The organism is Geomonas propionica, from assembly GCF_016458235.1.
In the GTDB taxonomy this organism is placed as follows: Bacteria; Desulfobacterota; Desulfuromonadia; order Geobacterales; family Geobacteraceae; genus Geomonas; species Geomonas propionica.
On sequence record NZ_JAEMHK010000009.1, the window covers coordinates 153,178 to 173,726 of the forward strand.

At 63.9% G+C, this 20,549-nt stretch carries 15 protein-coding genes and 2 riboswitches; of the genes, 10 read left to right on the plus strand and 5 right to left on the minus strand.

The annotated features are described in order from the left end of the window. Nucleotides 1-208 precede the first annotated feature (208 nt). Nucleotides 209-283: riboswitch (cyclic di-GMP riboswitch) on the minus strand. A gap of 119 nt (nucleotides 284-402) precedes the next feature. After that, a riboswitch (cyclic di-GMP riboswitch) is annotated at nucleotides 403-479 on the minus strand. Nucleotides 480-843: 364 nt separating this feature from the next. Next, nucleotides 844-1,317, minus strand: a complete 474-nt coding sequence (locus JFN90_RS22540) for an Lrp/AsnC family transcriptional regulator (RefSeq protein ID WP_199395585.1) — start codon at nucleotides 1,315-1,317, stop codon at nucleotides 844-846. Nucleotides 1,318-1,479: 162 nt separating this feature from the next. On the opposite strand from JFN90_RS22540, the gene ald reads away from it, so the two are divergent. Next, on the plus strand, nucleotides 1,480-2,595 hold the full coding sequence (ald, locus tag JFN90_RS13225) for an alanine dehydrogenase (protein WP_199395586.1): 1,116 nt from the start codon (nucleotides 1,480-1,482) through the stop codon (nucleotides 2,593-2,595). A gap of 94 nt (nucleotides 2,596-2,689) precedes the next feature. Here the strand turns inward: ald and JFN90_RS13230 are convergent, their stop codons facing one another. Both JFN90_RS13230 and JFN90_RS13235 read right to left on the minus strand, forming a co-directional pair. Then, complete coding sequence (locus tag JFN90_RS13230; protein WP_199395587.1) at nucleotides 2,690-3,541, minus strand: ABC transporter substrate-binding protein; 852 nt, start codon at nucleotides 3,539-3,541, stop codon at nucleotides 2,690-2,692. Then, nucleotides 3,541-5,415, minus strand: a complete 1,875-nt coding sequence (locus JFN90_RS13235; RefSeq protein WP_236018994.1) for a TonB-dependent receptor plug domain-containing protein — start codon at nucleotides 5,413-5,415, stop codon at nucleotides 3,541-3,543. Before JFN90_RS13235 ends, JFN90_RS13230 begins: the two co-directional genes overlap by 1 nt. A 358-nt stretch (nucleotides 5,416-5,773) precedes the next feature. Here JFN90_RS13235 and JFN90_RS13240 point away from each other — a divergent pair, with 358 nt between their 5' ends. Continuing rightward, on the plus strand, nucleotides 5,774-8,128 hold the full coding sequence (locus tag JFN90_RS13240; protein WP_199395588.1) for a hybrid sensor histidine kinase/response regulator: 2,355 nt from the start codon (nucleotides 5,774-5,776) through the stop codon (nucleotides 8,126-8,128). A gap of 91 nt (nucleotides 8,129-8,219) precedes the next feature. Here JFN90_RS13240 and JFN90_RS13245 read toward each other — a convergent pair whose 3' ends face one another. Further along, a complete protein-coding gene (locus JFN90_RS13245) occupies nucleotides 8,220-9,224 on the minus strand; it encodes a peptidylprolyl isomerase (RefSeq protein ID WP_199395589.1) in 1,005 nt (334 codons plus the stop codon). Nucleotides 9,225-9,655: 431 nt separating this feature from the next. Between JFN90_RS13245 and JFN90_RS13250 the strand changes: the two genes are divergently transcribed. The 7 genes from JFN90_RS13250 (at nucleotide 9,656) to JFN90_RS13280 (ending at nucleotide 19,109) form a co-directional block, all read left to right on the plus strand. Continuing rightward, complete coding sequence (locus tag JFN90_RS13250; protein ID WP_199395590.1) at nucleotides 9,656-10,999, plus strand: cytochrome c3 family protein; 1,344 nt, start codon at nucleotides 9,656-9,658, stop codon at nucleotides 10,997-10,999. Between the two features lie 344 nt (nucleotides 11,000-11,343). Then, nucleotides 11,344-12,273: a cytochrome c3 family protein gene (locus JFN90_RS13255; RefSeq protein ID WP_199395591.1), complete on the plus strand. Its 930-nt coding sequence runs from the start codon at nucleotides 11,344-11,346 to the stop codon at nucleotides 12,271-12,273. Nucleotides 12,274-12,486: 213 nt separating this feature from the next. Beyond that, nucleotides 12,487-13,731: an NHL repeat-containing protein gene (locus JFN90_RS13260; protein ID WP_199395592.1), complete on the plus strand. Its 1,245-nt coding sequence runs from the start codon at nucleotides 12,487-12,489 to the stop codon at nucleotides 13,729-13,731. A gap of 8 nt (nucleotides 13,732-13,739) precedes the next feature. Further along, nucleotides 13,740-14,318: a cytochrome c3 family protein gene (locus tag JFN90_RS13265; RefSeq protein ID WP_199395593.1), complete on the plus strand. Its 579-nt coding sequence runs from the start codon at nucleotides 13,740-13,742 to the stop codon at nucleotides 14,316-14,318. A gap of 141 nt (nucleotides 14,319-14,459) precedes the next feature. Further along, nucleotides 14,460-16,319: a hypothetical protein gene (locus JFN90_RS13270; RefSeq protein WP_199395594.1), complete on the plus strand. Its 1,860-nt coding sequence runs from the start codon at nucleotides 14,460-14,462 to the stop codon at nucleotides 16,317-16,319. Further along, the gene (locus tag JFN90_RS13275; RefSeq protein WP_236018995.1) at nucleotides 16,316-17,335 is read left to right on the plus strand and encodes a 6-bladed beta-propeller; all 1,020 of its coding nucleotides are present in this window, start codon (nucleotides 16,316-16,318) and stop codon (nucleotides 17,333-17,335) included. Before JFN90_RS13270 ends, JFN90_RS13275 begins: the two co-directional genes overlap by 4 nt. Before the next feature lie 19 nt (nucleotides 17,336-17,354). Then, nucleotides 17,355-19,109: a cytochrome c3 family protein gene (locus JFN90_RS13280; RefSeq protein ID WP_199395595.1), complete on the plus strand. Its 1,755-nt coding sequence runs from the start codon at nucleotides 17,355-17,357 to the stop codon at nucleotides 19,107-19,109. 38 nt (nucleotides 19,110-19,147) lie between these two features. On the opposite strand, the gene JFN90_RS13285 is transcribed toward JFN90_RS13280, so the two are convergent. Beyond that, nucleotides 19,148-19,522, minus strand: coding sequence for a hypothetical protein (locus JFN90_RS13285; RefSeq protein WP_199395596.1), 375 nt, complete (start codon nucleotides 19,520-19,522; stop codon nucleotides 19,148-19,150). Nucleotides 19,523-20,070: 548 nt separating this feature from the next. Between JFN90_RS13285 and JFN90_RS13290 the strand changes: the two genes are divergently transcribed. After that, nucleotides 20,071-20,535, plus strand: a complete 465-nt coding sequence (locus tag JFN90_RS13290; RefSeq protein ID WP_199395597.1) for a cytochrome C — start codon at nucleotides 20,071-20,073, stop codon at nucleotides 20,533-20,535. Nucleotides 20,536-20,549: the final 14 nt, after the last annotated feature.

A 20,549-nucleotide genomic window follows, 5' to 3' on the forward strand; every position in this document is an offset into this window, starting at 1 on the left:
ACCATTTTGTGTTTGTGTGAGATACTGCGGTTTTTTCCTCATACAGCTTCGGGACATCCGGAGTGGGTAGTTCCTCCTTTTCGCTTGCCTGCCGCTACCAGGTGGCGGGGGCTCAGGCTGTAACTCCGGAAGCGTAATACGGACTGCGCGTTCGACACAGTTGGCGTTCGGGCACGAAAAAAGCCGGGCGCGAACATCGTGAAGATATTTCGGCGACCCGGCTGTCTCGGTGAGACCCTAGGCTTTCCGTCCCACCCTCGCGGGTGGTTTGGTATTGTCGTGTATCAGGGCTTGGTTCCGCAGGGAAAGCTGCGGATATATGGTCTGCGTTGCGTTACTTCAAGGCATCTACCCCCGAATGACGCGCACAAAAAAGCCGGGCGCGAATATCGTGAGTGATATTTCGGCGACCCGGCTGTCTCGGTGAGACCCTGTAGGCTTTCCGTCCCACCCTCGCGGGTGGTTTAGTATTATCGTGTACCACAAGTTGTGTTGATTCTGGATCTGATATATATCATCACGACTAAAATGGTCAACAAGAAAAAAACATCAAGAATTAGCTACATGCAAAAATGGACTTTCTGTAGCAGGTGCGATGCAGTGCCGGAAGAGGTGGTGCCAAAGAGGAAAAAAAGAGGGCGGGAGGAGGGTGCGTGAGGCACAGGGCGGTTGTCTTAACTGGGCGGATTCAGAAGGCGGTTGGTTAATGAGAGTGGTAGCCCCCCGCTGTGAAAGTTCTTTTCAAATTCAGACTGTTGCAACGACGGGTTGTAACAGTACCTTTATGAAACTACCACGAAAAGGTAACGCTCGTATTTTAGAAAAATAATGGTCCGGAGGGGGTTACAGGGGGAGGGAGGTCTTGCTGATCACGGTGCGCAGGGCGAAGGACGACTGCACCCGCAACACCCCCGGGAGGCCGGTCAGCTTGTTGTGCAGGCGCAGGTAATCGTCGGTGTCCTTGACGATCACCCGCAACAGGTAGTCGACGTCGCCGGACATGAGGTAGCACTCCATCACCTCGGGCACGGTGGTGATCGCCTCCTCGAATTGGGAGAGGTTCTCCCGCTGCTGCCCGTCCAGGGTGACACGCACGAAGACGTTGCCCGGCTTGCCGATGGCCCCCTGGTCGACCAGCATCACGTAGCGGTCGATGATGCCGCTTTGCTCCAAAAGGCGCACCCGGCGCAGGCAGGCGCTTTCGGAGAGCCCGACCAATTCGGCCAGCTGCACGTTGGAGAGCCTGCCGTCCTTTTGCAGTTCGGTGAGAATGGCCCGATCAATCTTGTCTACGGCACCAGGCGCAAGATCCTTCACTGTTGTCCCCTTTTGTTGAAATGTTCTGCGAAAAAATAACCTCTTTCCCCAGGATTCGCAAGAAAAAATCGGCGCGATTTTGGTATCATTTTCCACGTGCGCCGGGCGTCCGGCCGCGGCTGCTCCGACAGCTTACCGCTACCAAAAAGAAAGGAAACGAAGATGATCGTCGGAATTCTGAAGGAAATCAAAGTGGAGGAAAATCGCGTCAGCATGACCCCGGCGGGGGTGGAGGTCATGGTGGGGCACGGGCACACCCTGCTGGTGGAGGCGGGTGCCGGTGCGGGGAGCGGTTTCGAGGACGATGCCTACCGCCAGGCCGGCGCCGAGGTCGTGGCCACGCCGGCTGAGATCTACCGCCGCAGCGACATGGTCATGCACGTCAAGGAGCCGCAGCCCAGCGAGTACGACCTGATCCGCGAGGGGCAGATCGTCTTCACCTACTTCCATTTCGCGGCGGCCGAGGGGCTGACCCGCGCCTTCATCAAGAGCCGCGGCATCGCGGTCGCCTACGAGACCATCACCGGTCCGGGCAACTCGCTGCCGCTTTTGACCCCGATGAGCGAGGTCGCCGGTCGCATGGCGGCCCAGCAGGCGGCCAAGTACGCGGAGCGGGCCCAGGGGGGGCGCGGCATCCTGCTGGGCGGGGTCCCGGGCGTGGCGCCGGCCACCGTGGTGGTGATCGGCGGCGGCGTGGTCGGCACCCACGCGGCGCAGATGGCCTGCGGCATGGGGGCCAAGGTCTACCTCCTCGACATGAGCCTGGAGCGCCTGCGCCACCTCTCCGAGGTTATGCCCAAGAACTGTTTCCCGGTGATGTCCTCGCCGGCCACCATCCGCGAGTTGGTCAAGGAGGCGGACGTGGTGATCGGGGCGGTGCTGGTGCACGGCGCCAAGGCCCCCAAGTTGGTCACCCGCGACATGCTGAAGACCATGAAGCCCGGGGCGGTGCTGGTGGACGTCGCCATCGACCAGGGGGGCTGCTTCGAGACCTCGCGTCCCACCACGCATCGCGAGCCGACCTACCTCGAGGAGGGGGTGCTGCACTACTGCGTCGCCAACATGCCGGGCGCGGTGCCGCTTACCTCGACCGCGGCCCTCACCAACGCCACGCTCCCCTACGCGGTGGCGCTGGCCGACCGCGGCTGGCGGGACGTGGCGCGCCAGAACCCCGGCGTCAGGGAGGGGATCAACGTGGCCCTGGGCCAGGTCACCTACCGCGGCGTCGCCGAGGCCTTCGGGCTCGACTACACCCCGGTGGACGAGCTGCTGGGGTAAACGGGCCGTTAAAAGCGCAGCAATAAGAAGAGGCCAGCCGGTTCACGGCTGGCCTCTTTTGCGTCGGCCCTTCATTGCGATGGGGGATATCCCCCTACGGCGTCTTGAGGCGCAGCTTGCGCAGCACGCTGTCGTTCACCTGGAGCCGGACCTTGCGCGGGTCCTGCACCGGAACCTTCGGGTAGACGCCGTTTCTCAACAGGGAGGAGACCAGCTCGCCGGTCTGCACCCCGATGTCGTAGGGGTCGATGTCGAGCGCGGCGGCGGCGCCGTTTCTGAGGTACTGGCCGGTGAAGGTGACGGCGGGGATGCCCTGGGTCATGGAAAAGAGCAGCAGCGCCTCCATGTTCACGGTGGTCACCACGGTGCTGTCCGGCAAGAGCCACAAGAGGTCCACCTCTCCCTTGAGCTTCTCCAGTTGCCCCTGCAGGTCGCGCGAGTGGCGCACCGGCTCCATGGTCAGGATGATGCCGCGGTCGGCCGCCTGGACGGCGGCGCGCTTCAGGTAGAGTCCCGACAGTTTCGGGTCGTAGAGGACCCCGACCCGCTTGGCGCCCAACTGGCCGAAGAGTTCCAGGTAGCGCTCCGGGGGAGCCACCATGGCCACCCCCCCGACGTGGTCGGACTGGGGCTTTTGGGACAGCGACAGGGAAAGCATGGAGAGCACCGGCACCTCCCTGAGCTTGCGGCAGGCGCTCAAGGCCTTGTCCCCCACCGCGATCACCAGCCTCGGGCGCTCCTCCCGGACCAGGCGCTGTACGTCCACCTCGGCGTAGTCGGAGAGCACCAGGGGCTGCTCGTTGGTTCTCGCGGCGGCACGCAGGCCGCGCAGGGCCTCGGAGTAGACCGGGCTGCGGCTGGACTGCAGGATCAGGAGGTCCGCCGCGAGCGCCGGGGCGGCAAGCGAGAGGGTCGTGATCAGTATGCAAAAAAGAAGGGGGCGCATCAGAAGCGGAACCTCCCCCCGATTTCGAACCAGCGCGGTGCGGTCTGGCGGAACTCGTATTGGTACAGCTTGGCGTCGAGGATGTTGCGCACGGAGAAGAAGAGTTCCGGCGAGGTGTCCCGGGCCGGCAGCAGCTTCTGGTTCACGTGCAGGTCGAAAAGCGTCGCCACCGGGTGCGCAGCCGGGCCGACGTTCCAGTCGGCGTAGTTGCCGGTCAAAACGCAGGAGAGTCCCGCTGCGGCGTTGTCGTAGCTGAGCGCTCCCTTGACGGCGTGGCGGGGGCCGCTCTGGTTGACGTCCAGTTCCGCCCCGGTCTTCGGGTTTCTGCCGTCGGTGAAGGTGTAGGCGCCGGTTAGCGCGAAGCCGTGCCAGCGGGAGGTGCGCAGTTCCAGGTCGACGCCGTGGCGGCGCTGCCTCTGCGTGCGCATGATTCCGGCCTGGTAATCGTAATCCTGGACGTTCCAGACGTTGTTGTGAAACAGCATCCCCTTGAGCCAGAGGTAAGGGACGGCGGTGCTCTCCAAGCCCCACTGCACCGTCGCCACCTGCTGCAACTCGTGCTGCAACTGGCCGTTCGCCGAGCCGTAGAAGCTGATGAGCGGCAGGCTGTAGCCGCGCGCGGCGTAGCCGCGCAAAAGGGTGCTCTCGCCCAGGCGCAGGGTGGCGCCCATGGTCGCGCTGATCGGGTCGTCGAGCAGGTTCAGGTGGTCGACCCGCACGCCCGGGAGCAGCGAGAGCCGCCCCACGGTGACGGTGCCGTTGGCGTAGGCGGAGTAACGGGTAAGGGTGAGGTCGGCGTCGCTTCCCGGCACATGCCGCACCAGTTCGCGCTGCGTCACCCCGATCCGCTCGAACTCGAGGCCGGTCTTCACCCCCAGGCGGGCGTCCCCAAGAGTCAGGGCCGCCGTGTACCCCTGGTGCACTTCGCGCGCCTGGGCGTTGAAGAAAAGGAGCCCCTGGGACAGTACCCCCCGGCGGTCCTCGGCGTCGCGCACGCCGCCGCGGCCGGTCATTTCGAGGCTGGCGCGCCCGGAGAGGGGGACCTGCAGGGCGAGGTAACCGTTCAGGTAGCGCACCGCCCCGGTCTCGAAGAAGTCGTAACGCGCCGAGCTCATGATCCCCGTGTCGGCGTAGCGGGCGTCCACCCCCAGGGTGGCCTTGGCGCCGCCGATGAAGTCGTAGGTGATCTTGCCGAAGCCGTGGCCGAAGTCGACGTCGTTGCCGGGCACCACCCCGTCGGAGCGGATGGTCCCTCCGGTCAGGTAATAGCCGAATCCCCCGCTGCTGCCGGTTACCTCGCCCCTTAAGTCGCTGGTCGCCTTCCTGCCGATGGAGGCCGAGGCGAGGCCCGCGGCCCCACGCTCCGTCACCGGGGACTTGGTGACGATGTTGATGACGCCGCCCAGCGCCGAACCCCAGGCCGCGGAGGCCGCCCCATTGATCACCTCGATGCGCTCGATCATCTGCACCGGGATCATGCCGACGTGGGCCAGGTTTTCCGACGAGACGAAATTCTGGGGCACCCCGTCGATCTGCACCTGGATGTGCCGGTTCGATGAGCCGAGGATGTCGTAGAGCAGGATCGCCCCCGGGGTCTGCAACAGGTCCAGTTGCACGCCCGGGACCGTCTGCAGCACGTCGGCGACGGTGTGGGCGTTCAGGCGGGCGATCTCGTCGGCGGTGACTACGGTGACGTTTTCGGCGATGAGGGATGCGGGGCGGGGCAGGCGCGAGACGCCGTCAGGCTGTTCCTCGGAGAGGCCCAGCGAACGGGTCACCTCGTCCCCGTCCTCTCCCCTGGCGCTAATCGGCGCCAGCGGGATCAGGAGCATCAGTGAGGCGAGCAAAACTTTGCGGAGGAATTTACCAGTCAAATATCCCGCTCCATCGAAAAAAGAACATTGACAGCCGCATCTTTTTCTGGAAAAACTGGCATAAAACAGGTGGTATACCTAACAGTTTGAGAGTATACTGTCAAAATAATTTACATTAATACTATCTTGTAGTTTATCGTCGTCGACTCTGTCGACAAAGTGTGGCCGCAAGCTGCAATTTTAACTGTACCCTCTTCGCTTTTGTCATACACCATACCGTCACTGTGGTCCTGATCCCGCATCTCATCCCGATGGATGAGGTGCCCCGGGTCCCGCGTCGACCACGGCCTGGCCGTCGCGTCACTCTTCCCCCGGCGGGCAGGGGTGCTGCCGGGGCCAGCCCGAAAAGGCCTTCGCCATGAACAGGTTGTCGCTGCCCCAGCGCTTTCGCACCTTCCGCTCCAGCTTTCAGTTCAAGCTCTTCCTGCGCTTCACCCTTTTCTCGGCGGTCATCGCCGTGGTCTGCGGCACCCTGTTCGTGCTGCACCAGATCCGCCAGAACAAGAGTCACGCCGTGCAGATGCTGCAACTGCAGGCCCACGCCCTGGCCGATGCGGTGCGCCTCCCCCTGTACGCGGAGAGCACCGAACTTTTGCAGGCCCATGCTGCCGACACCATGCGCCTCCCCGGTATCCGCGCCGTCGAGATCGTGAGCGCCCGCGGCAAGGTGCTGGTCCGGCTTCCCGCCTCCCTGCCCTACTCACGCGAGGAACTGCTCAGCCAGACGGCGGAGGTGCACGGCCATCCCCTGAGCCTGTCGCCGGAACAGATACTGGCCGGAGAGCAGGACGCCCCCGGGGACCTGGTCGGGGAGGTGCGGCTTTACCGGGGCACCGCCGACCTGTGGCGGGAAGGGCGCCGCCTGGCGGCCCTTAGCCTGGTGCTCGCCACCGTCTGCTGGCTCTTCGTGAGCCTCTCCTGCTACCTGATCCTGCGGCGCGTGACCGCGTCCTTCAACACCTTGATGCGGGGGCTGGAGAAGGTCCACGGCGGGGACTACGTCTCGCGCATCGATATCGTCTCCGACGACGAGCCGGGGCGGGCCTCGGCCTCGCTGAACGGGCTGGCCGAGTCGCTTTGGCAGCGCGAGCAGGAGAACCGCCGCCTGCACGCGGAGCTCATGGCGGCCATGGACTTCGAGATCGCCTCCAAGGAGCAACTGGTCTCCGTCAACCTCCACCTGGAGCAGGAGATCGAGCAGGGGACCCAGGCGCGCCAGGAGCTGAAGAACCTGGTGCAGCAATTACCGCTGGGCATCGTCTGGTCCGACGAACAGGGCGAGATCGAGTACCTCAACTCCTTCATGATGGACACCTTCGGCTACGGTCCCGAGCAGGCGCCCGACCTGGACGTGCTCTTCGCCCTGATCTGCCCGGACGCGCAGTACCGCGAGGCGGTGCTCGAGAAGCGGCGCGCGGCCATCGCGGCGTGGGAACAGGGAAACCAGGCCACCTTTTACGAGATGAGCGCGCTGTGCCGGGACGGCTCCCCGCGCCAGCTGAACTGCAGCAACCAGCGTTCCGGCGCCAGGATCGTCGACATCATGATCGACATGACCGAGCGCGAGCTGTTGCAGCAACAGATGGTCCGCAACCAGAAACTGGAATCGATCGGGGTGCTGGCCGGCGGCATCGCCCACAACTTCAACAACGCCCTGACCGGGGTGCTGGGCTACATCTCCTTCGCCAAGAAGTTCCTCGATCCCGGCCACGGGTCCCACGAACTGTTGCAGCAGGCGGAGAAGGCGACCATGCGCGCCGCCGGCCTCGCCAACCAGCTCCTCTCCTTCGCCAAGGGGGGGGCGCCCCTGAGAAAGGGGGTGCCGGTGGCGGCGCTGGTCGAGGAGTCGGTGCAGTTCGCTACCAAGGGGACCAACGTCAGCGCGAAGATCGAGCTCCCCACCGACCTGCCGCCGGTCTTCGTCGACGACGGGCAGATGCGCCAGGCCTTCAACTGCATCTGCATCAACGCGGTGCAGGCCATGCCGGAGGGGGGGAGACTCACGGTGCGCGGGAGGCTGGTCTCAGGCGAGCGGGAAAGGCTGCCCGCCCCGTTGTGCGGCTCCTACGTGGAGCTTTCTTTCCGGGACGAGGGGAGCGGCATCCGCGACGAACACAAGTCCAGCATCTTCACCCCGTATTTCACCACCAAGGCGCAACTGGGGACCGGCCTTGGCCTTGCCACCGTACATTCCATCGTCACCAGGCACGGCGGGGTGATCAGCTTCGACAGCCAGTGGGGGAGGGGGACCACCTTCACCCTGTACCTCCCCGTCTTCGGGGCGGAATCGGTCGTCGCGCAGCACAAGCCGTACCCGCCGGCACAGGCGGGGCGCGGCAACGCGGTGCTGGTCATGGACGACGAGGAGATGATCAGGAGCCTCGCTGCGGGAGCCCTCTCGGAGCAGGGGTACCAGGTTACCGTCTGCGCCAGCGGCCAGGAGGCGGTGGAGCTGTACCAGCAGGCGCTCGACAGCGGCGCCCCCTTCCTCGCCGCGGTCCTCGACCTTACCGTGCCCGGCGGCATGGGGGGGAAGGAGGCGGCCCAAAAGATCCTGGCGCGGGACCCGGGAGCGTGCCTCATCGTTTCCAGCGGCTACAGTAACGACGTCGTCATGCAGGACTTCCACGCCTACGGCTTCTGCGCCGCCACGGTCAAGCCCTACAACCCGGACCTGCTCTGCCGGCTTTTGGACGCGTTGCGCCAGGGGTGACAAAAAAGCAGCCAGGCCGGGAGACGTCGGCGCTGGCTGCATAAATGAATAACAGGTATGGTGGCAGGGGCTTTCCCCTTGCGCTTCTTGGTTAACTCCGGGTGATCTTCGCCTTGCTCTTCAACTCGTCCACGAAGCTCGTCACGGCTTGTCTTATCTTCTCCGCCTTCAGGTATTCGAAGATCTTACCCTTGGCCTCGTCGTAGCTCACCTTGCCCGCCTCGTGCTTTTCGACCAGCTTGATGATGTGGAAGCCGAACTGGCTCTCCACCACCGGGCTGATCTCCCCCGGCTTCAGGTCGAACACCGCCTTCTCGAAGGGGGGGACCATCTGGCCGCGGCCGAAGCTCCCCAGGTCGCCTCCCACCGCGGCGCTCGGGCAGCCCGACTCGGCCTTGGCCACGGCGGCGAAATCCTCCCCCCCCCTGACCCGCTGCAACAGCGCCTCCGCCTTCTGCTTGGCCTTCTCCTTCTCCTCCGGCTTCATCTTTTCGTCCACCTTCACCAGGATGTGGCTGGCCCGGGCGTTCTCGGGGCGGGTGAAGTATTTCGCCTGGTTCTCCTGGTAGAACTTCTGCGCGTCGGCCTCGCTCACCTCGGCCTTGGCGGCGAAGCGCTGCTCGATGAAGCTGTTGATCACGATGCTCTTGCGCGCGTTCCTGGTCATCTCGGCGACGGTGAGCCCGCTCCCCTTGAGCGCCTCCTCGAAGGCGTCCGGGTTCGGGTAGAGCGCCTTGCTCTCGGCGAGTTTTTTCTCCACCTGCTGGTCCAGGTCCTTGATCTCGGTCTTGGCGGCCTCCTGGTAGAGGAGCTCGGCCGTGGTGAGCTGGTCCAGGGCCGCCTGGGTCGCCTGCTGCATGGCTTGCGGGGGGAGCTGCTGCGGCTGCCCGCTTTGCGATAACAGTACCCGGGTGGCGCGCTCCACCTCGGCGCGGGTGATGGCGACACCATTTACGAGCTGCACCGCGTCCTTCACCTCGGCCGCCTGTGCCTGTGGGGCCGGGGAGGGGACGGCGGCCTTGTTGGCGCCGGCGCAGCCGGCGAGGCAGAGAAGCGCTACGGTGGTCGATGCGATGGTGGTGGTGATTCTCTTCATTGCACGGTCTCCTTTGTTGGCAACGTTAACTGTCGGTATGAAGTTCCCGGGAGGGGCGGACGGTCTCCCGCCCGGGACTGCGGTTGCTATAGCAATTCCGGAGCCAAGAATGAATCGAATTTAAATATTAAGTTTTCGCGATACTTTGCGCGGGGAGGCCCGGTGGCGTCACCCCGAAGGGTTGCGGGAAAACCCCCAGCTCCCCTGCCACCCCGGTGGCGGCTGGGGCAAATGACCCACCTTGGGGCACCAGCCCCGGTCGCCCGCTTGCCGGGCGGGAACTTCGGGGAAATAAGGAGGTTACCCCATTTTCGCATTGACTTCCGGTGCGGTATGGGTTAACAAGACGTCACTTTCTATATAGCTATTAATATATGTGTGACCTCGCCCGGCCCCGGCGTCGCCAGCGGACCGGCCCCAAGGAAGCCGCCATGAAAACGTATCTGTTACTGCTGACCCTGCTCCTTGCCTGCGCCGCCGGCAACGCGGCGGCCGCCGAGAATTGCCTGAGCGGCGGCTGCCATGCCAAGATCGCCTCCTTCAAGCACCCGCACCAACCCGCCCAGGGCAATTGCCTCTCCTGCCACCGGGAGAAAACCCCGGGACACCCGCAGCAGAAGGGAAAGAGCTTCGAGCTGGTCGCCAAAGGGAGCGCACTCTGCGCCACCTGCCACGACGCCCTCGGGAAGAAAAAGGTGGTGCACGCGCCGGTGAAGGAGGGTGAGTGCACCTCCTGCCACAACCCGCACGGCGGCAACGGCAGGCACCTGACGCAGGCGGACGAGAATCAGAAGGAGCTCTGCTTCGGGTGCCACGACGCGGCCCCCTTCAAGAAGCCGCACGTGCACGGCCCGGTCGCGGAAGGCGCCTGCACCGCCTGCCATGACCCGCACGAATCCGCGGGGAAGGCCCTTTTAAAGGGAGACCTCAAGGAGCTGTGCCTGAAGTGTCACGAGGATTTCGCCAAGGGGATGAAACAGGCGGCCCGGGTGCACGGCCCGGTAAAGAACACCCCCTGCACCTCCTGCCACGATCCGCACAGCTCGGTGCACCCGTCCCTGTTGAAGGAGAAGATGCCCGACCTCTGCCTGCGCTGCCACAAGGAGATCGGCAAGAAGATGAGCAGTGCCAAGCTGGTGCACCAACCGCTGACCGACGCCAAGGGGTGCGGCAACTGCCACTCGACCCACTTCTCCGCCGCCAAGGGACTCATGGCCGGCGACCAGAAGGCGATCTGCCTGGGCTGCCATGGGGGAAAACCCCTGGGGAATCTGCCGCTGCGGGATATCGCCAAGGAACTGGCGGGGAAAAAGACGCTGCACGGCCCTCTCAAGGAGGGTAAATGCGACGGCTGTCACAATCCCCACGCTTCGGATTACCGGCGCCTGCTGCTGGGGAACTACCCCGTTTCTTTTTACGCCCCCTACCGCGAAGGAGCCTACGATCTCTGCCTTAAGTGCCACAACAAGAACCTGCTCCGCTACCCCGACACCACCGTGAACACCAAGTTCCGCAACGGGGCGCGCAACCTGCACTACCTGCACGTCACCGACCGGATCAAGGGGCGCTCCTGCCTCGCCTGCCACGAAACCCACGCCGGCGGGGACGACAAGTTGATGAACCCCCAGGGGACCCGGTTCGGCCAGTGGCAGATCAAGACCCGCCTGAAGCTCACCGCTACCGGCGGCAGCTGCGCCCCCGGCTGCCACCTCCCCCTCGCCTACGATCGCGAGCGGGCGGTGGACAACGCCAAGGCGCAGGGGGTAGGGCGGTAAGCCTCCCCGAGCCCATCCTTTTTCCTCCTGTCGCCACGCGCCAGGGGGATTTTTTTTGCCCGCCTCCGCGTACGCTCACCCCATGGCACCCCCAATGTGGGGCATCTCACCCACCCCGATTCCCCACCCGCTCCGGGGCGCCGTCAGCTGCTCCGTGTGATTTCAATCACTTGACGAAATGTTAACGCTTGGCACAGAGGTTGCTCATGTGACTACGTTTTGATAATTCCGGAGCCCCTCTGGGGGGAGGCGGCAACGGTCTTTAATCGAGTGAAAAACGAAGTTGCACGTAAAGAGAGCCGAGCAGCGAGTTTTCACTACCATCACAAACGGAGGAACAGGAAATGAAAAAGCAATTTGTGGCTGTTGCGGCCATCGCAGGACTCGCGCTCGGCGCGGCTATCGCAAACGGTGCCGATTCCAAGGGCGCCGGCATCGTAGGCTCGGTTCACGACCTGAGCGGCAACGCAGGCTTCGGCGGCGCCGGCAGCACCTACGGCGTCAAAGACCCGGGCGGCAGAATCTGTGCCTTCTGCCACTCCCCGCACCATAGCAACGAGAACAACCAGACCTGGAACGGGACCGAAGTCACCAACCTCGGCACCAACCTCGATCCACTGACCGCAGCGGATGAAACAAAGGCCAACCAGTACTACGTGTACGCTCCCCTCTGGAGCCGTACCGACCTCGGTAAGGCCGTTGGGTACGAGCCGTACAAGAGCCAGACCTTCAGCCCGGATTCCATCGGCAAAGCCTACGATCCGCTCATCGGACCGTCCCGTCTCTGCCTGACCTGCCATGACGGCAGCATCGCCCTCGACTCCTACTACGGCCAGACCGGCAGCGCCAACATCGCGGCCAGCGACGCCTTCGGCGGCCCGGAAGGTGGCTCCAAGAACATCGGCATCGCCAAGGGGATGGGGCTTAGCAACGACCACCCGATCGGGATGAAGTACACCGACTACCTGAACACCGCCGACAACGTCACCGACTACGAGCTGATGCCGACCGGGACCAAGTTCAGGGACTCCAGCAACAGCCAGGCGACCACCAAGAGCATCCAGAGCGTCCTGTACACCGATCCCATGCTGCCGGAAGTCAAAGACTTCGTGACCTGCGCCTCCTGCCACGATGTCCACAACGGCAAGGCCGTCGGCAACACCGCCCCGCTGACCAACATGCGCGGCTACCTGCTCTACGGTGCACAGGTGAACTCCGCCTTCTGCCTCACCTGCCACGACAAGTCCAACGGCACCGTGCCGCTGACCCAGTAACACTCCGTGAAGTCCTTGTGACCTTCGGAGAGGGGCCGCCACCTAGTGGCGGCCCCTTTTTTCGGAAAGGGGGGGAATTGCCGCCATGGGGCCTCCCGGCGCCGCGCGCCGAGTGGTTTTTTGCTTCCCATTCCATCGTATTTGTTATATGTATGCGCATGTTTTAATTGTCTCTTCGTAATGGTCTTCCCGCCACGGTATAAGGAGCGCTCTATGTTGAAGGAAATAGCACCACGATTTGCTGTCGCCGCGTTTGCTCTCTCCCTGGTCGCCGGTTGCGCTTCCGGGGAGAAAAACGTGAAGCAGTTCTGGCCCCCTCCTCCCGACGCTCCCAGGATCCAGTACCTGAAGAAGGTCACCGACTCCACGGACGTGGTGGGCAAGAAGTCGATCTCGCTCATCGATCTGGGCCAGGAGGAGGAACGGACCATCCCGATCCTTAAGCCTTACGGGATAGCGGTGCATAAAGGGGTCATCTACCTCTGCGACACCATCCAGGCCCAGGTCGTCATCCTCGATCTGCCGCGCAAGAAGGTCTCGGTGCTTTCCGGCAACAAGGGGCCGGGGCAGCTCACCAAGCCCCTCACCGTCACGGTCGACGCCGACGGCTTCATCTTCGTGGCCGACAGCGCCCGCAAGTGCGTCATGAAGTACGGCCCGGACGGCGCCTTCCTCGCCAAGATAGGCGCCGACGAGAACATGAAGCCGGTGTCGCTGGCCAGCGACGATCTCTACCTCTACGTCCTCGACTCCGGACAGGGGCTCGTGCGCGTCTACGACCGGAAGACCTCGGCGCCCGTGCGCAGCTTCGGCCAGGAAGGGGAGGAACGGGGCAAGCTGTTCACGCCGCTGGGACTCGGGGTGACCAAGACCGGCGACGTCTACGTGACCAACCTGGACGGCCGCATCCTGCATTTCGACCGCGACGGGCACCCGCAGCGGGCCTTCGGCAAGCTGGGGACCGCGTTGTCCGAGTTCAACCGGCCACGGGCGATCACCTTCGATGACAACGGCATCATGTACATCGTGGACGCGGCCAGCCAGGATGTGAGGCTTCTGACCGACCAGTTCCAACTCCTCATGGGTTTCGGCGCGCCGGGGACCCCAGGGAGCCTCAACGTCCCCTCGGGGATCGCCATCTCCAAGGATGACCTCCCCTACTACCAGCAGTTCGCGGACCCCGACTTCGTCCTGGAGCAGGTGCTCTTCGCGGTGAGCCAGTTCGGGACCAGCAAGATCAGCGTCTACGGGTTCGGCAAGAAAAAAGGGGTCGACTACGAGGGGATGGTGAAAGTGCGGCAGGATGAGATCAAGAAGGCCGAGGAGGCGATACTGAAGGCGAAGGCCGCCCAAGAGGCCAAGGAGAAGGAGGCCAAGGCCGCCCAGGAAGGGAAGGATAAGGGCGCCGGACCGGGCACGGCGATTCAGGCCCCGGCAGCGCCGCGCGCGGCGCAGTAGGAGTGCCGATGGGGATTGCGGCGCGACAGGTACTGTGGCTTTTGGCGGCGCTCGTGCTCCTTTCCGGATGCGGGCCGGCGGCCACCCACAGGTTCCTGGTGACTTTCTTCGACGAAGTCCCCAGTTTCCCCCCCCAGGAGCAGTACTGCGCGGAGCTGGACGAGCAGGTGCGCAAGAAGGCGGCGGAGCCGCCGCGAAAGAGCGAGGCGGTCGAGCAGAAGTTGCAAGGCAGCAGCCACCCTCCCTATGCCGAGAAGCGCTGCAACGGCTGTCACCAGTCGGATAAGACCTCGGTGAGCGGGCTTTTGAAGCCCCCCAACGAGCTTTGCTTCATGTGTCACCCGAAGATCCTCAAGCACCGCTTCGCCCACGGCCCCGCCGCCGAGGGGGAATGTCTGGGGTGTCACCTGCCGCACGAGGCGAGCTATCCGTCTCTTCTGGCCAGGCCGCCGGCATCGCTTTGCGACCGGTGCCACTCGGAGCGGCGCGCGGCGGCCGGCATGCACGACAGGATCACGAAGAGCGGGGTCGTCTGCGTCGACTGTCATGACCCGCATTCCGGAACCAGCAAGTATTTCCTGAAGTAGACTAGGACGGGGGGCGGCATCTACCACGTGCAATGCAATAACTGGAGGATTCTGCTGATTCGCCGGCTCGTACCTCGCCTTTTCGGAACCTTGTGTCTGCTTCTTTGCTGTCGCCCGGGGCAAGGGGAGGCCTTTTCCCTTTTGGGAGTCAGGGACTTCGGACAGTCCGTCGGGGCGACCTACTCCCTGCAGCACTCCAAGGATTCCTCCGCCGCCAACAGCACCGTGGTGGATCAGAACTATACCGAGGACTACGGCGTCCAGTTCGACTACTTCGTGGTGAACCCGCTGTTGTGGAAAGGGAGGGCCCTGCTCGACGTCGAGGGGGTGCAAAAGAAGGAGGAGGCCCGGGGTACTACCGCCCGCTCTTCGCAGCTGCGCCTGCGCTACAACCTGAACGCGTACCTGCTGCCGTCGACCCCCTATCCGGTATCCATCGCGGCGAGTTCCGCTCGCGAGACCGTGTCGCTCCCCTTCTCGCCCGACTACGAGAGTGAGCACGACGATCTCTTGACCGTCTTTACGGTTCAGAACCAGTTCGTGCCGTCAGAGCTGAGCCTTTCGCAACAGTCGCAGACCACCTCCGGCCAGGGGCGGGACATCACCCAAAAGAGCCACAGTTTCAACCTGAACACCCGCCCCAGCCTCGGGCTCCTCGGCATGATGAGCGCGTCGGTCAACCTCTCCGAGAGCGATTCCGAGGCCATCGGCAACGACAGTTCCAGCCACAGTTCGTCGGGCACGGCGAACTGTGGCTACCACAACTCCTGGCGCTCGGCGCAAAACCTCGCGCGTAACTTCTCGCTCACCTACGGCTACCACCAAAATGCCGGCACCAGCGTCATCACCACCCAGACCCTGAACAGCGGCCTGGGCTGGGAGTTCGGCAAGGTGCTCCAGGCGGACGCCACCTACTTCTCATCCAAGAGCAGCTCCCTCGAGCAGAAGTCGCAGAGCCAGGGGGTATCAGGCTCCCTCACCCACAAACTCATGGGGAGCCTGAGGACCGCGCTCAGCGCCTCGGCTGCCCGGGACCGCTACGACGAGGGCCAGAACACCTTCATCTCCGGCACCCTCACCCTTGGCTACCACAAGAGGCTCCCGAGCGCCAGCGACACGACCGTCGGTTACGGCTACACGATGAACCGCAACGAACACACCGGCGGGGTCAGCTCCATCTTCGTTTCCGAGGAACGCCACGGCGTCCCCGTCGTGACGCCGGGGCGCATCAGGCTGAACCAGCCGAGCTTCCAGCCGGAAACCATCACCGTGGTGGGGGCGCAGTCCCAGCTTCCCTATCCCCCCTCCTTCTACACCATTGTCCCGGAGGGTATCGAGCTGACCGACCATAACCTCGTCGACACCGACGTCCTGATCAGCTACCGCTATAGCCAGGACCCCAACATCGTCACCGTCGGGACCAACCACAGCGCCAACGCAGCGGTGAACCTCTTTGCCGGCAAGTACCGCATCTACACCAACGCCACCCAAAGCGAGCAGAGGCTCGTCAAGGGGCAGGCCACCTCCCTCACCACCAGCGGCACCAGGCATTTTGACCTGGGCGCTACGGCAAACCTCGCCCCCCACAACCTCTCCGCGGAGCTCGGCTACGACAAGGACTACGCCCAGAACCAGTATTACCTGACCGGCTCCTGGGGGACCTCCACCCCGTATGCAGGCGGGGATGTCTCTTTAAACGCCAACGACCGCTTCACGCTGCAGAGCTCCAACAGCAGGGACGACCAGTACTGGGCCAACAGCCTCTCCCTGCAGAGCACCTACCGCCGCAACTTCGGGCGCATAGCCGGCAAGTTCAAGGCCAACTACGCCAACATGACCAGCGGGGACAGCATCTTTCACACTGCCTCGGTCGGGGCTAACCTGGAGGCCTCCTTCGGCAAGCTCTTCGTACTGCTCAATACCAGCGCGTTGTGGACCTTTTCCGCCGGCGGCAACACGTCCAGCGAATCCATCAGCCTCTCGTTCAGGAGATCGTTTTGAGACCAGGCACACCGTTTTCCCTATCGCTGTTGAGCCTTCTCGCCCTTTGCTCCCTCTGCGCCGCCGGATGCACCATGGGCGCGCGCGACCAGGAGGCGACCCGCAACTGGCCCCCGCGCCCCCATGCGACGCGGATCGTCTGGACCGGGGCGGCCAAGTCACCGGAAAACCTCGAGATCGGCAACGGCTTCTGGGCGAGGCTTTGGCGTGACATCTCCGGGGACAACCCCGATACCATCGCCCGCCCCTACGGTATCCACGCCGACTGCAGGCGGCGCATCCTGGTGGTCGACTCCCAGAAAAAGGGGGTGCACCTCTACGACCGGGAGTTCAAGCGCTACTACTTCGTGGGGGGCAAGGAGTTCACCCTCCCGATCGGGGTCACCGAGGACGAGCACAACACCGCCTTCGTCACCGATTCCGCCGCCGGTGCGGTGTACCGCTTCAACCTGGGTGAGCGGCGGGTAACCCCGTTCGTCACCGGGTTGCAGCGACCGACCGGGATCGTGTTCAACCCGCTCAACCAGATGATCTACGTTACCGACACCCTGGCGGGGCAGGTGCTCGCCTTCGACGGTCAGGGCAAGGAGGTCTTTCGCTTCGGCAGGCCGGGCAAGGGGCGCGGGGAGTTCAACCTGCCCACCGACCTGGCCGTGGACCTCAAAGGGAGGATCTACGTCACCGACCCGCTCAACGCGCGCATCCAGGTCTTCACCCGGGACGGCGCCTACCTCAGGGAGTTCGGCCAGGCCGGCGACACCCCCGGGTACTTCGGCAAACCCAAGGGGGTCGCGGTCAACAGCGAGGGGCACGTCTACGTCTGCGACGCCCAGTACGACCGGGTGCAGGTGTTCAACCAGGAAGGGAAACTGCTGATCTCCTTCGGTTCGACCGGCAACGGCAAGGGGGAGTTCTGGATGCCCTCCGGTATCGCCATCGACAAGGACGACAACATTTTCGTCGCTGACAGCTACAACAACAGAATCCAGCTATTCGGGTACATCTGGCTCGACTAGGGCCGGCAGGGGAACGACGATGGGCTTTGACAAAACCACCCGCAGCGCCATATTGCTGGCCTTTCTCGCCCTGTCCGCCACCACGGCGGCAGCGGCCACCGGAGAAGGGATTCTGACCACCAAGCACAACCTGTCCAAGAGCGGCCCCGGGCCGATCAAGACGGACAGCGAGACCCAGGTCTGCATCTTCTGCCACACACCGCACCATGCCAGCAGCGTCACCCCGCTCTGGAGCCGCCCCATGGCGACCACCGTCTACAGCACCTACAGTTCCACCACGCGTTTCGCGCAACCGGGGCAGCCCACCGGCTCCTCCCGGCTGTGCCTTTCCTGCCACGACGGCACCATCGCCGTGGGCGCGTTGATCAACGACGTCAGCATCCCCATGGCCGGCGGCTTCACCACCATACCGATCGAGAGTCCCAGCAACATCGGGGGGAAGACCGGCGCCGATCTCACCAACGACCACCCGGTCTCGTTTAAGTACGGGGCCGACCTGGTCACCAAGAACAAGCAGCTGAAGCTCCCCAGCGAGATCGACCACAAGCTCAAGCTGGATGCTAACGAGAACATGCAGTGCACCACCTGCCACAATGCCCACACCGACCCCTACGGCAAGTTCCTGGTGATGAGCAACGACAACTCCGCGCTCTGCGTGAGCTGTCACAACGTGACCGGCTGGCAGGGCTCGGTACACAAGTCGAGCCTGCTCGGGGCGCTCAAGGGGTGCCTGAACTGCCACGTCCCGCACAACGCCAAGATGCCGCAGCGGCTGATGAAGGGGTACCCGGAGGAGATGAACTGCCTCCCCTGTCATTCCGCCACCGGGGGCGCCAGCGACATCCAGTCGCAGCTCGCGCTCCCCTCCAGGCACGACGTGCGCGACACCACCGGGGTGCACGACACCGCCGAGTCCATCCTGGGGATGCAGAAACACGTGGAGTGCGAGGACTGCCATAACCCGCACGCAGTGCAGGCGTTGGGTGCCGTGGCCCCGGCGGTCAGCGGCGCCCTGGACAAGGTCAGGGGGGTAGCCCTGGGGGGGGAGGTGAAGGACACCGCCCTCTACGAGTACGAGGTCTGCTTCAAGTGCCATGCGGACAAGAACTTCTCCAGCAGCACCATCGTGCGGCAGCTCCCCTCGCTCAACCTGCGCCTGAAATTCGCCCTGGAGAACCCCTCGTACCACCCGGTCGAGGGCCCGGGCAAGGTCTCGCCGGTGCAGAGTCTGCGCAACGACCTGGGCTACACCAGTTCCAGCATCATCTACTGCACCGCCTGCCACGGCAGCGACCAGAGCGTCAAGGCCGGAGGCACCGGCCCCAACGGTCCCCACGGCTCCAGTTACCCCTACCTGCTGTTGGCCCGCTACGACACCGAGACCTACCCGCGCAGTTACAGCGACTCAAACTACGCGCTGTGCTTTCGCTGCCATGCCCAGGAGCGCCTCTTCGCCGCCACCTCCCCGTTCTCGGTGCCGGCGAGCGGGCTCGCCCTGCACGACGTGCATGTCGTGCAACAGGGGGTGCCCTGCTTCATCTGCCACGACCCCCACGGCACCAGCCGTGCCGCCGGGGCCAGCGACCAGAAAAACTCCCACCTGATCAACTTCGCCACCAACTTCAAGATCGTGGCCAGCTACGACGGCACCAGCTACCCGAGGACGTGCACCTCGAGCTGCCACTCCGATAACCCCAGGAGCTACGGCCCGGCGGCCGCACCCGCCGCAAAGTCCATCTCCAGAATTAAAAAGCCCGCGCTGCGCCCCTTCTGAGGGAGCAGTCGCGGGCCTTTGAAACGTTGGCGGTCCCCCTACTGTATGACCACGCTGGTATCCACCGCCTTGTACTCCTGCACCACGCCGCTGTCATCGAAGCTTACCGTCAGCGTCGTGACGGGCTGCTGTCCTCCCTTCGCCACGGCTTGCAGCGGCGGCGCGGTCCAGTAGTTCCAGACCTGGGCCGGGCCGGTGGCCACACCCACCGACCTTCTCTGGATCGAGTTGGGTGTGCCGATCTTGGCGAGGATCTCCTCACGCGTCGTCCTCCCTTTCACGATCACCTCATTCACGTACGTCGGCGAGAAATTCCTCTCGCTATTCGGGGCTGCCTCCCCGGCCTTCTGCGCGGGGGCATGCGCGCATGCGCCAAGAAGCAGCGCCGCCAGCACCAGACACAATTTTTTCATCTGCGATTCCTCCTGTAGGTTCAAGAAAATACTGGAAGTTGAATATGCAATTTCTCAGCCGGATTCCGGGCGCGACGTGGTTCCGGCCCCTTAGCGCCACGGCAACCGCAAGCCACGTCCCGGCCCTGCGTCTTTTCCCCCAGCTAGGTTAAATGCCCCCGCAGCATGCCCCACCCGTCACGTGCCGCCTCACCCCCTTCTGGGTTGTTCACCCCAGACGGGGCAGGGGGGGTGCACGGAGGAATCAACGGCAAGGCCCCGCTTGTTCCGGCGACGCGTTTCGCGGCGAAACGCAATATCCGATGGGATTCAAGTCGTTTGTGCGGCGCCGGGATCGTCGTCTCCCGCTTATTTGACGTTGCCGGCGACTTTAATTTTCCGATTTGAATATATTGGTATTGCTATTGCTGTAGGTGTGACGGCTCTCTTTAAAACTGGTTGTAGCAGCACGCTGCATCCCGTACCACTGCACTCCCCCAAGCGCAGGAAGGACGGGCGAAGGAACTGCAATGAAGGTTCATAATCCAAATGTCAAAAAGGAACCACTCATGAAGAGAACGAAAAAGACAAGTTCGCTTCTGACGGTCACAGCGGCAGTCGCCGGGGTCGCCATGGGCGCAAGCATCGCCATGGCAGCGCACCCGCCGATCCAGCTGTACACCTACGAAGAAGTGGCCCAGCAGATGGGCTTCCCGAAAGCCCCGGTCATGGTCGATAGGGTAACCAAGCAGGGGATGCCGTACTCCCCGAAGCAGACCTGCTTCGGCGACCAGGGCACCACCGCCTGCCACGGTAACGCCGCCTCCGGCAACTCGAAGCTCGCTAAGAGCTACGACGACCTCTCAAAGCACGCCTACCACGCAGCCCTCGGTTTCAACGAGTGGATGGACAACTCCAAGGGGGGGCTCTTCGTCAGTACCGGCGACGCCGACCTCCTGCCCAAGGGCACCCAGACCGGCCTCGCGGCCAACAAGCCGTGGGTACAGTCACACGGCCACAACGGCAAGTGGTGACCGCCTTCTCTCCG

Excerpts from the sequence above, each read along its gene's own strand:
- ald (WP_199395586.1), top strand. The coding sequence starts at position 1,480 with ATGATCGTCGGAATTCTGAAGGAAATCAAAGTGGAGGAAAATCGCGTC.
- JFN90_RS13230 (WP_199395587.1), bottom strand. The coding sequence starts at position 3,541 with ATGCGCCCCCTTCTTTTTTGCATACTGATCACGACCCTCTCGCTTGCC.
- JFN90_RS13240 (WP_199395588.1), top strand. The coding sequence starts at position 5,774 with ATGAACAGGTTGTCGCTGCCCCAGCGCTTTCGCACCTTCCGCTCCAGC.
- JFN90_RS13245 (WP_199395589.1), bottom strand. The coding sequence starts at position 9,224 with ATGAAGAGAATCACCACCACCATCGCATCGACCACCGTAGCGCTTCTC.
- JFN90_RS13250 (WP_199395590.1), top strand. The coding sequence starts at position 9,656 with ATGAAAACGTATCTGTTACTGCTGACCCTGCTCCTTGCCTGCGCCGCC.
- JFN90_RS13255 (WP_199395591.1), top strand. The coding sequence starts at position 11,344 with ATGAAAAAGCAATTTGTGGCTGTTGCGGCCATCGCAGGACTCGCGCTC.
- JFN90_RS13260 (WP_199395592.1), top strand. The coding sequence starts at position 12,487 with ATGTTGAAGGAAATAGCACCACGATTTGCTGTCGCCGCGTTTGCTCTC.
- JFN90_RS13265 (WP_199395593.1), top strand. The coding sequence starts at position 13,740 with ATGGGGATTGCGGCGCGACAGGTACTGTGGCTTTTGGCGGCGCTCGTG.
- JFN90_RS13280 (WP_199395595.1), top strand. The coding sequence starts at position 17,355 with ATGGGCTTTGACAAAACCACCCGCAGCGCCATATTGCTGGCCTTTCTC.
- JFN90_RS13285 (WP_199395596.1), bottom strand. The coding sequence starts at position 19,522 with ATGAAAAAATTGTGTCTGGTGCTGGCGGCGCTGCTTCTTGGCGCATGC.
- JFN90_RS13290 (WP_199395597.1), top strand. The coding sequence starts at position 20,071 with ATGAAGAGAACGAAAAAGACAAGTTCGCTTCTGACGGTCACAGCGGCA.